A 10,138-nucleotide genomic window follows, 5' to 3' on the forward strand; every position below is an offset into this window, starting at 1 on the left:
GGCTGGTGCAGCGCGAGATCGGCGACCGGCTGGCGCGGCAGATCCTGGCGGGCGAGATCCGCGACGGGGACACGGTGCTGGTCGAGCGCGGCGCCGACGGGCTGGAGGTCTCCAGCTCGCGGTAGCGCGGGGTCACCCGATGCCGCGGACCGCCGTGCCGTCGTCGGTGATCAACCGGTGGCCGGCGACCCACGCGTAGGCGACGCCGACCGGCAGGGGGACCCGGCGCAGCGCCGTGCCGTTGCGCCGGTCCATCACCAGCAGGTCGCCGGTGCCCGAGCTGTCGAGAGGCGACTGCACCAGCAGCACGTGGAGGCCGTCGGTGAGCAGCCCCCCGCCCGTCGTCGACGGCGAGCGGGGGGTGCTCCACACGAGCGACCCGTCGCGGCCGTCGAGCGCGACCACCGCGTCGGCGGTCGTCAGGTAGACCCTGCCCTGCAGGACGAGCGTCTGGCCGCCCGCGTTCTGCGCCGCGGCGACGTCGGCCTCCCAGAGCTTCCTCCCGGTCCGGGCGTCCCAGGCGTAGGTCTTCCGCCCGGAGGAGAGTGCGAGGCCGGGGATGCTGCCGTCGTCGACCACGCTGTCCAGCAGGTCGCCGGTGACGTCCAGCGGGTGCTCGCCCCCGCGCAGCACGCTCTCCTTCTGGTCGCCGCCCGCTGGGTCCGGGAGCGCCCACGCGAGCCCACCGTCCAGGGTCGGCTGCCACGAGCCGCCCTCGCCGTCCGCGTCGAGCGGCAGGCCCGTCGGGGTGAGCACGAGCGGTCCGCCCGGCCGGTTGAACAGCACGACCACGCCGCCGGCGCCCGCGATGTCCGCGGCGCTGTCGTCGGCGGCGCCCCGCACCGGGTCGGGGTCGCGGTAGCGCCAGAGCTCGTCGCCGGTCATGGGGTCGGTCGCGACGACGACGAGGTGCTCCTGGTCGTCGACCACCGCGGTGGCCACCAGGCCCGGCAGCACGGCCAGCGAGCCCGCCGGGGCCACCGGGTGGTCGGCCAGCACGCTGCCGTCGGCCAGGTCGAGGACGACCGCGTGGGCCTGCGTGGCGGGTCGGCCGTCACTCGCGTCGCCCGTGTCCGAGAAGTTCCGGTACCCGTCGGTGACGAAGCACACCGCGCGGTCGTCGGCCGCGGCCTGGCAGTCCGTCGTGGTGCGGTTCGTCGGGTCGGTCAGCGCCGGGTCGGGTCCTCGCAGCGTCGCGGACCACACCTGCGTCCCGGTGTCGACGTCGACCGTCGAGTACGTGAGGGATCCGTCGGGTCCGACGAGCAGGCCGTGCAACGCTCCGTCGGCGACCGGCCCCGACGCGAGCGGGCTCGTTCCCGGGTCCGTCGTCCAGACCGTGCCGAGGTGGTCGCCGACCTGGGCGATGGCACCGGGCAGCGCCGCGATCCGGGCGTCGGCGGCCCTTTCCCGGCCGTCGATCACCTGCTGCGCCCCGACGACCAGCCCGAGGATCATCACCGGGGCGGCGAGCAGCAGCCACCACCGGCGGCGCCTCGGCGCGGCGGCGACGGTCGCGTGCAGTTCAGCGGGCGGGACGTCGTCCCCCTCGACGAGCTCGACCGAGGCGAGGTCGGCGCGTCGTGGCATGTGCGGAGACTACCCACCGCGATCCCGGGTGCAGGGTCCGCCGCGGCTCAGCACGTCGGACCCTGCCCCGGGGCGTTCAGAGCTCCAGGCCGTGCCCGAACCGGAACAGCGGGTCCGCGGTGTCGAACGGGACGTCCTCGCGGGACGCCTCGACCGCCGCCATCGACCGGGGGAGGTCGAACGGGAGCCTCCCGCGGGCCGCGCCGGCGAGCGCGTCGAGCAGCGGGCCGTCGCCGGCGCCGAAGTTCACGACGACCGCCGCCGCCGACTCCACCAGCGGAGTGAGGATCGCGGGCCGGTCGAGGTAGACGTCGAGGATCGTCGGGACGACCGACGCGATCGCGGTGATCCGCGCGATCTCGTCGGCGGGGAAGTCCAGCGAGCCGGCGTGGAAGAACGCCTCGAACCCGGGGCCGCGCTGCTCGAACGGCGCCTTGAGCCGCAGGATCGCGACATCGGCGTCGGCGGGGTCGCCGACCGAGCCCTCGAACCCCTCGGCGTAGATCCGCAGGCCGGGGGTCAGGGGCAGGATGCCGTCGTTGGTCAGGACGGTCACCGCGGCGGCCTGGGCGGCGATCCCGGCCGCACGGAACTCGTCGTTGCCGACGACGGCCGACGCCGCCTCGACGTCCACGTACCGGCGGTCGTCGAAGAGCCCGAGCAGGAACTTCTCCCGCAGCAGCCGGCGGACCGACTGGTCGATGCGGCCCTCCGTGACCCTTCCGGACCGCACCAGCGCCACCACGACCTCCGGGCAGGACTCCCCGCCCAGCTGGTCGGCGCCGGCCTCGAGGATCAGCGCGACACGGTCCTCGACCGACAGGTGCTCGACGCCCCACGCGCGGGCGGGGAACGGCTGCCCGAACACCTCGGCGTCGGACACCAGGCCCCAGTCGGTGCAGATGATGCCGTCGAAGCCGAGGTCGTCCCGCAGGAGGTCCAGGATCGGCTTGTTGAAGCCGAACCCGACCTCGGGGATGCCCTCCAGGCCGACCGGCATGCCGTAGTACGGCATCATCTGCCGCGTCCCGGCGGCCAGCAGCGCCTTGAACGGCTCGAGGTGCTCGGCGAACCGGCCGCCCGGGTAGACCTGCTCGCGGCCGTAGGCGAAGTGCGGGTCCTCGCCGTCCTTCTGCGGGCCGCCGCCGGGGAAGTGCTTGGTCATCGTCGAGACGCTGTCCACCCCGAAGTCCGGGCCCTGGAACCCGCGCACGTAGGCAGCCCCCATCCGGCCGGTGAGCTCGCCGTCCTCGCCGAACGTGCCGTTCGCGCGGGCCCAGCGGGGCTCGGTGGCCAGGTCGACCTGCGGGTGCAGGGCGGTGCGCAGGCCCACGGCCAGGTACTCCTGCCGTGCGACGTCGGCGTGCTGCTCGGTGAGCGCCTCGTCGCGGGTCGCCGCCAGGCCCAGGGTCTCGGGCCACTGCGAGAAGGGCCCGGACAGCAGCGCGGTGCCGGGGTTGTCGGTGAACGCGTGCCGGGGGTCGGTCGCGATCGTCGCGGGGATGCCGAGGCGCGTCGTCTCGCAGAGCGCCTGGAGCCGGTTGTGCCACTCGGCGAGCTCGCGCGCGCTGCCCGGGACACCGAGGAGGTTCCAGTGGGTCATGTGCTTGGCGTTCACGTACTCGTCGGCCGACGGCAGGCCGAAGATCGGGTCGCTCTCGGTCAGGGGCCCGGCCGTGATCATGTGCTGGAAGAGCTGGCCGGCCTTCTCCTCGAGCGTCATCCGCCCGAGCAGGTCCTCGACCCGGTCGTCCACCGGCTGGGTGGCGTCCTGGTAGACGTACGTCTCGTTGGTCACGGTCATCAGCGAACACCCTTGATCCGGTAGACGAGCACGGCACCGGCCAGCGCGACGACCGCGCCGAACAGGTACCAGGTGGGGTACTGACCCATGGGCAGGTGCGCGCCGACCGCCAGGATGGCGGGGGCCATCGCGGGGGCGAGCGACTGCGGGAGGGCGTTGGCGATGTTGAGGACGCCGAGGTCCTTCGCGGTGTCCTCCTTGGTGGGGAGCACCTGCGTGGCCAGCGCGATGTCCACGGAGAAGAACGCGCCGGCGCCGAGGCCGATGATGGCCTGGCCGAGGACGACCAGGGCGATGGTCGGGGCGAACGCGAGCACCACGAGGCCGACCGCCATGATCGCGCCGGCGGCCGCGACGAACGGGCGACGCTTGCCGAACCGGTCGGACAGGATGCCGCCGACGGGGCTCGAGATCACCATGCCGACCACCGACGCGAACGTCGCCGTGAGGATGACGCCGGTCGCCTCCTGCTCGGACAGGTCGAACTTGCCGACCAGGTAGTAGGGCAGGAAGGTCGCGATGCCCGCGTAGCCGAACATGACCATGAACTTGGTGAGCCAGGTCCAGCCGAAGTCCGGGTGCTTGCGCGGGTTGAAGACGAACGAGCCGAAGAACTGCCCGACGGTGAACTTCTGCGCGGGCGCCTGGTCGAGCCGGCGGTCGTGCAGCACGGCGGCGAACAGCAGCGAGAAGACCAGACCGAGGGCGGCCGGCACGATGAACCGCGCGGCGTCGGCCGAGATCTGGTTGACGATGACGCTCCCGAGCAGGATGGCCAGCGGCGTCGCCATGCCGACCAGGCCGGACACCTTGCCGCGGCGCTCGACCGGCACCTGGTCCGGGATGGTCGCGTTGGCGGCGGCGAGCACCGCGTTGAACGCGGCCTGCGCGATGCACCAGCCCACCAGCACCAGGGCGACGGACTGCGCGGTGCCGACGACGGCCAGGGCCGCGGCGCCGACGATCGCGCCGCCGAGGATCCACGGGCGGCGCATGCCGAGCCGGCTCGTCGTCCGGTCGGACAGCCGGCCCGCCAGCGGGTTGCAGATGAGGGCGAACAGCGCGCCGACGCCCATGACCGTGCCGAGCGCGGCCGGGGCTGCGGCGGCGCCGACCAGGTGGTCGATCTTGAAGGCCATCGACACCATCACCGGCGTCAGCAGCGCCATGTAGACGCCGAGGTTGGCCACGCCGAGGAACGGCAGGTAGCTGCGGGGTTCGCGGGCGGTCGGCGTGGTCGATGGCGCGGGGGCCGCGCTCGTGACCGGGGCGGGGGGCTGAGTGAGGGCCATGTCGGACTCCTGTGTCGGACAGCGGGTCGGTCCGTCCTTGAATCCCGACCACGTGGTAAGCACAAGTTACCAGGTGGTCGGGATTCGCGGAAGTCTCTGGTTACCATCTGGTCGGAATTGGTCTCCGCGTGCGATCCTGGGGCCATGACGACCGAGGTCACGACTGCCGCCGGCCCTGTTCAGGATGCCGTCCGGCCGTCCCGCGGCTCGTCGGCACCCTCGGCCCGCGCCGGCGGCTACGCCAAGGGCCGCGCGACCCGCGAGGAGATCCTCGACGCGGCCATGCAGCTGTTCGGCGAGGTCGGGTACCACACGGCGTCCCTGCGGGAGGTGGCCTCCCGCGTCGGCATCTCGCACCCCGGGCTGCTGCACCACTTCCCCAGCAAGGCGGCCCTGCTCGAGGCGGTGCTGACGCGCCGCGACGAGATCGACGAGGCGCTGTTCGCCGCCGACGTCGCCGCCGGCCGCGACTACTTCGACAGCCTGTCGATGCTGATCGAGCGCAACGCCGCCCGCCCCGGCATCGTCGAGCTCTTCGCCACGCTGTCTGCCGAGGCCACCTCGCCCGACCACCCCGCGCACGCGTACTTCCAGAACCGCTACCGCACCGTCGTGGAGCTCTCGCTCGCCGAGTTCGAGCGCTGGCGCGACCTGGGCCGGCTCCGGGCCGGCGTCGACCCGCTCATGGCCGCGCGCCTGACGGTCGCGGTCATGGACGGCATGCAGATCCAGTGGCTGCTCGCCGCCGACACCCCGGACACCCGCCCGGACATGGCCGCAGCGCTGCGCGCCCACTTCGCGGCACTGCTCACGCACTGACGCGCCGAGCTCGGGAGGGTTCGGGCGGCGCTCACGGCTGGGCGGGGTCGATCCCGTCCACCAGGTCCGACCAGAACGGGACGCGGACGGACGGGTCCGCCGGCGGGACCGGCGACGACCGGTGCAGGAACTCGCGCGCGAGGTAGTCGGCGAGGTCGGAGCCATAGGTGATGACGTCGGTCTGGTAGATCGAGAAGACGGGCGTCCCGGTGGGCGCCGCCCCGCCCGGCAGGTAGCGGTGCGAGTAGACCGGGACCATCGTCGGGACGTGCGCGAGGTGCCGACGAGCCGCCGCCTCGAGGTCGTCGGCCGGCCGCGGACCCCAGGACGCCGGCCAGAACCCGTCGTGCAGCACGTCGAGCACGACCCCGTCGACCGGCCGGGCCAGCTGCGTGCGCACGGGGGACTCGTCGTCGTCGAGCCAGTCCGGCCAGCCGTCGCCGACCGGGACCGCGAGCGTGAGCATCGCGCGGTGGTCGGCGCAGAACGTGAACCCGAACCGCCGCTCGACGTCGGCGATCTCGTCGTCGGTCAGCCCCGGGTCGAGCCAGACCCCGGCGGAGTCGAGCGCGGCGAGCACCGGGTCGAGGTCCATGGGGTGAGTGTCCCAGGCGCGCCCGCACGGCAGAGAACGCAGATCGCCGCGAGATCGGCACCGCGGGGTGCCGTTCTCGCGGCGCCGTGACGTTCTCGAGGGGTCAGCCGGCGGCGACCTTGGCCACCAGCGTGTCCAGCGCCTCGCGGTCGAAGCCGGCCATGCCGAAGTCGGCGATCACCTTGGCCGGCATCTGCATGATCATCGCCTGCATGGTCTCGTCCAGCGGGCCCATGTCGGCCGGCGGCACCAGCGCGGCCTGCAGGAGCGGACCGCCGACCGGGTGCGCGAACCACTCCTCGATCGTCGACATCACCGTGAGCTCGCCCCAGAGCGGCTCACCCTCGACCTCGACCGACGCGGACCCGCGCAGGTCCCGGGACGACGCCCCGACCTCGATGACGAACTCGCCGCCCTCGACCACCCAGCGGTGCAGGCCGGGGTGCCAGTACGACAGGTCCCGTGCCGTCAGCGTGAACGACACCTCGCGGGACTCGCCCGGCTCGAGGGCCACCTTGGCGAACGCCTTGAGCTCGCGCGTCGGGCGCAGCACCGAGGCCTGCGGGTCGCGGACGTAGACCTGGACCACCTCGGCGCCGGCGACGGACCCGGTGTTGGTGATCGTCGCGGTCACCGTCACGTCGGTGCCGTCGACGGTCGCCGCCACGGCGGAGTACCCGAACGTCGTGTACGACAGGCCGTGCCCGAACGGGTACGCGACGTCCATCGCGCGGGTGTCGTACCAGCGGTAGCCCACCAGCACGCCCTCGCCGTAGCGGACGACGCCCGCCTCGCCGGGGAAGTTGCCGAACGCCGGGGTGTCCTCGATGCGGTGGGGGATCGTCTCGGTGAGCTTGCCCGACGGGGTACGGACGCCGAGCAGCAGGTCGGCGACCGCCGAGCCGCCCGCCTGGCCGCCGAGCCACGTCTCGAGGATCGCCGGGGCGAGGTCCCGCCAGTCGGTCACGCTGACCGCCGAGCCGTTGGCCAGCACGACGACGACCCGGGGGTTCACCTCGGCGATCGCGCGCAGCGCCGCCACCTGGTTGTCGGGCAGCCCGAGGCGGGGGCGGTCGTAGCCCTCGGACTCGTCCGGGCCGGGCAGGCCGAGGAAGAGGACGACCGTCGCGGCGTCGCGGGCCTCGGACACGGCCTCGGCGAGGAGCTCCTCGTCGTCGCCGTCCGGGCCGCCCGCGATGGTGAAGCCGGCCGCGAACGGGAAGTCGCCGCCGGTCGCTCGCAGGGCGTCGAGGGGGGCGTCGAGCCGGGTCGGGTTGACCTGCGACGAGCCGGCGCCCTGGTAGCGCGGCGTGCGGGCGAACTCGCCGATCACGGCGACACCGTCGGCGGAGGTCAGCGGCAGCAGGCCGCCGTCGTTCTTCAGCAGCACGGACCCGGCGGCAGCGGCCTCGCGGGCGAGCTCGTGGTGGGTGTCGACGTCGAAGGAGTCGTCCGACTCGATGCCGGGCAGCGACTTCGCGATGAGGTCGAGCACCCGGCGCGCGGCGACGTCGAGCACGGCCTCGTCGAGCGAGCCGTCGCGGACGGCGGCCACGACCTCGTCGTCGGGGCGCGGGCCCGCGGCGGGCATCTGCAGGTCGAGGCCGGCGGCCAATGCCGGGACTCGGTCGTGCACGGCGCCCCAGTCGGAGACGACGAGCCCCTCGAACGCCCACTCGTCGCGCAGCAGCTCGGTGAGCAGCCAGTGGTGCTCGGACGCGTACGTCCCGTTGACCTTGTTGTACGCGCACATCACGGTCCACGGCTGCGCGTTCTTCACCACGCGCTCGAACGCCGGGAGGTAGATCTCCCGCAGCGTGCGCTCGTCCACCTCGGCCGAGACGCGCATGCGGTCCGACTCCTGGTTGTTGGCCGCGAAGTGCTTGAGCGAGGTGCCGACGCCCTGGCTCTGGATGCCCCGCACGATCGCGGTGCCCAGCTCGCCCGCGACCACCGGGTCCTCGGAGACGTACTCGAAGTTGCGGCCGCACAGCGGGGTCCGCTTGATGTTGACGCCCGGGCCCAGCAGCACCGCGACGTCGTTGGCGCGCGTCTCGCGGCCGAGCGCCTCGCCCACGCGGGTGACCAGCTCGACGTCCCACGACGAGCCGAGCGCGGCCGCCGTCGGGAAGCACGTGGCGGGGACGGAGTTGCCGAGCCCGAGGTGGTCCGCGTCCTCCGCCTGCTTGCGCAGACCGTGCGGGCCGTCGGTGACCATGACGGCGGGGACCCCGGCGCGCTCGATGCCCTGCGTGTGCCAGAAGTCGGAGCCGGACGTCAGCGACGCCTTCTCCTCCAGGGTCAGCTGAGCCAGGACACGTTCGACGTCGAAGACCTGCGTCATCGCGGGGTACCTCCTCGTTGGGGTTCGTTGCGTGCCACCATAGCCCATTCCCTACCACGTGGTAAGTGTCTGGAGCATCCGGATACGCGCATGACGAACGAGGGGGTGGTGCCGCGGGCCGTGCGACGGCTCAGGGGAGCTGCGCGGTCCCGTCGAGGAACGAGCCGGTGACACCGCCGCCGTCGACGACCGCCAGGCACAGCCCGATGCGGTCGCCGTCGGCCCAGGACCGCTCGGTGGGCGACCAGGTCACGGTGCGGACCCCGGCGGCGATCTCGGTGTCGTCGAGCACGCAGGCGCGTGCCACACGGGCGTCGGCGGACTGCTGCCCGGGCCACACGGCGTTCCCCGCGAACGTGAACTCGGTGATCACCTGGCCGGCGTGCGGCTCGGCGCAGGGCACCACGCGGACCCGGTCCACCGCCCCGTCGTCGGGGACCGAGGCCAGGCAGTTGCCCGTCACCAGCTGTTGCGCGTGGGCGCTCCGGGGGGCGGGCACGTCGGCCGGCAGCGGCGTCGTCGCCATCGAGGTCAGGACGAGGATGGTGCCGCCGACGAGGAGCCCGACGGTCCCCAGCACCCCCAGCACGCCGCCGGCGATGGCGAGGCCACGACCCCGGGTGCGCCGGGGCGCGGCCCGGCGCAGGGCGATGATCGCCAGGACCAACGCGACCGGACCGAGCCCGAGCAGCCCCGCGACCAGCGACCAGGGTGCCGTGGGCTCGAGCGGCGGGCGCGGGGCCGTCCACCCCGGCGCGTAGTGCGGCTCGGGGTAGGCGTAGGGGTCGCCGGGTCCGCTCAGGACGAGGTCCCGGCGCCGGCCAGCTGCAGCGTGCCGGCGGTCGCCGATCCGGTCATCCCCGGCTCGTCGCCGTAGTAGACGCAGTACCCGTTGGTGACCCCGGCGGCGTAGTCGTCCGGGTGCGGGAAGTACAGGCTGATGTCGCCGTCGTCGAAGTAGCCCGGCACGAGCCCCTCGGTGAGCTGGTCGCAGGCGTCCCACGCGTCGTTGTAGGCCGTGTCGTACTCGTCGTCGGCGTCCATGGTCACCGGGCCCGACATGGGGATCAGCCCGACCACCTCGGCCTCGTGCGGGACGGCGCAGTCGACGGGGTCGGTGTCGGCCATGTCGTAGCTCTCCGAGAACGTGGTCAGGCAGGTGCCCGCCGTGAGGTCGGTGCGCAGCGTGAAGTCGGGCAGCGTGGCGCCGGTGTCCGTGCCGGTCGAGCCGTCGGACCCCTCCTCCATGCCCTGCTGCACCTCGTCGAAGGCGTCCTGGAACCCTCCGCTGGAGAAGAGCGCGATGACGAACACGAAGTAGGCGATGAGCGCGAGCAGGTACACGATGCCGACCGCTCCGACGACGATGCCGGCGATCGCCCACCCGCGGCCCGCCTTGCCGTTGACCTTGATGCGCCGCAGCGCCGCGATGCCGAGCCCGAGGCCGACCGGCCCCGGGAGCCCGCCCAGGAAGAAGAGCCCGGCCGTGCTGGTCACGAACGACGCGATCGCCATGCCCTCGGTGGGCCGCGGGCCGTACGGCTGCCCGTACCCGTAGGGCGGCGCGGCGTACGTCGGCGGCACCTGGTCGTACCCAGGCGCGCCGTACGGCTGCGCGCCGTACTGGGGTGCCCCGTACTGCGGGGCCCCGTAAGGGGGTGCGCCGACCGGCGGTGCACCGGCCGGTGGTGCCC

General features: G+C 73.5%; 9 protein-coding genes. 2 read left to right on the top strand and 7 right to left on the bottom strand.

Annotation, left to right across the window (positions count from 1 at the left end; genetic code table 11):
- Positions 1 to 125, top strand: a 125-nt coding sequence (locus ACXJKG_RS15295; protein WP_456846610.1) for a hypothetical protein, incomplete at its 5' end; no start/stop codon positions are given.
- 7 nt (positions 126 to 132) lie between these two features.
- On the opposite strand, the gene ACXJKG_RS15300 is transcribed toward ACXJKG_RS15295, so the two are convergent.
- The 3 genes from ACXJKG_RS15300 to ACXJKG_RS15310 all read right to left on the bottom strand — a co-directional run bounded on the left by ACXJKG_RS15300 (position 133) and on the right by ACXJKG_RS15310 (position 4,686).
- Positions 133 to 1,590: an outer membrane protein assembly factor BamB family protein gene (locus ACXJKG_RS15300; protein WP_456846603.1), complete on the bottom strand. Its 1,458-nt coding sequence runs from the start codon at positions 1,588 to 1,590 to the stop codon at positions 133 to 135.
- Positions 1,591 to 1,666: 76 nt separating this feature from the next.
- Positions 1,667 to 3,394 carry a glycoside hydrolase family 3 protein gene (locus ACXJKG_RS15305; protein WP_456846604.1) on the bottom strand — a complete coding sequence of 576 codons (1,728 nt, stop codon included), beginning with the start codon at positions 3,392 to 3,394 and terminating at the stop codon, positions 1,667 to 1,669.
- A complete protein-coding gene (locus tag ACXJKG_RS15310; RefSeq protein WP_456846605.1) occupies positions 3,394 to 4,686 on the bottom strand; it encodes an MFS transporter in 1,293 nt (430 codons plus the stop codon). Before ACXJKG_RS15310 ends, ACXJKG_RS15305 begins: the two co-directional genes overlap by 1 nt.
- Positions 4,687 to 4,830: 144 nt before the next feature.
- On the opposite strand from ACXJKG_RS15310, the gene ACXJKG_RS15315 reads away from it, so the two are divergent.
- Positions 4,831 to 5,505 (top strand): TetR/AcrR family transcriptional regulator, encoded by a 675-nt coding sequence (locus tag ACXJKG_RS15315; protein WP_456846606.1) that lies wholly within the window; start codon positions 4,831 to 4,833, stop codon positions 5,503 to 5,505.
- A 31-nt stretch (positions 5,506 to 5,536) separates the two neighbouring features.
- Here ACXJKG_RS15315 and ACXJKG_RS15320 read toward each other — a convergent pair whose 3' ends face one another.
- From ACXJKG_RS15320 to ACXJKG_RS15335, 4 genes are all read right to left on the bottom strand, one after another.
- Positions 5,537 to 6,100: a hypothetical protein gene (locus ACXJKG_RS15320; protein WP_456846607.1), complete on the bottom strand. Its 564-nt coding sequence runs from the start codon at positions 6,098 to 6,100 to the stop codon at positions 5,537 to 5,539.
- A gap of 103 nt (positions 6,101 to 6,203) precedes the next feature.
- Complete coding sequence (locus tag ACXJKG_RS15325) at positions 6,204 to 8,444, bottom strand: aryl-beta-d-glycosidase (protein ID WP_456846608.1); 2,241 nt, start codon at positions 8,442 to 8,444, stop codon at positions 6,204 to 6,206.
- A 130-nt stretch (positions 8,445 to 8,574) separates the two neighbouring features.
- Positions 8,575 to 9,147 carry a septum formation family protein gene (locus ACXJKG_RS15330; protein WP_456846611.1) on the bottom strand — a complete coding sequence of 191 codons (573 nt, stop codon included), beginning with the start codon at positions 9,145 to 9,147 and terminating at the stop codon, positions 8,575 to 8,577.
- Positions 9,148 to 9,242: 95 nt separating this feature from the next.
- The coding region (locus ACXJKG_RS15335; RefSeq protein ID WP_456846609.1) for a DUF4190 domain-containing protein at positions 9,243 to 10,138 on the bottom strand (896 nt) is incomplete at its 5' end.

This window comes from Cellulomonas sp. P5_C6 (genome assembly GCF_054049635.1).

Bases quoted from the DNA above. Each gene is read 5' to 3' on its own strand.
- ACXJKG_RS15300 (WP_456846603.1), bottom strand. From the start codon at position 1,590: ATGCCACGACGCGCCGACCTCGCCTCGGTCGAGCTCGTCGAGGGGGAC.
- ACXJKG_RS15305 (WP_456846604.1), bottom strand. From the start codon at position 3,394: ATGACCGTGACCAACGAGACGTACGTCTACCAGGACGCCACCCAGCCG.
- ACXJKG_RS15310 (WP_456846605.1), bottom strand. From the start codon at position 4,686: ATGGCCCTCACTCAGCCCCCCGCCCCGGTCACGAGCGCGGCCCCCGCG.
- ACXJKG_RS15315 (WP_456846606.1), top strand. From the start codon at position 4,831: ATGACGACCGAGGTCACGACTGCCGCCGGCCCTGTTCAGGATGCCGTC.
- ACXJKG_RS15320 (WP_456846607.1), bottom strand. From the start codon at position 6,100: ATGGACCTCGACCCGGTGCTCGCCGCGCTCGACTCCGCCGGGGTCTGG.
- ACXJKG_RS15325 (WP_456846608.1), bottom strand. From the start codon at position 8,444: ATGACGCAGGTCTTCGACGTCGAACGTGTCCTGGCTCAGCTGACCCTG.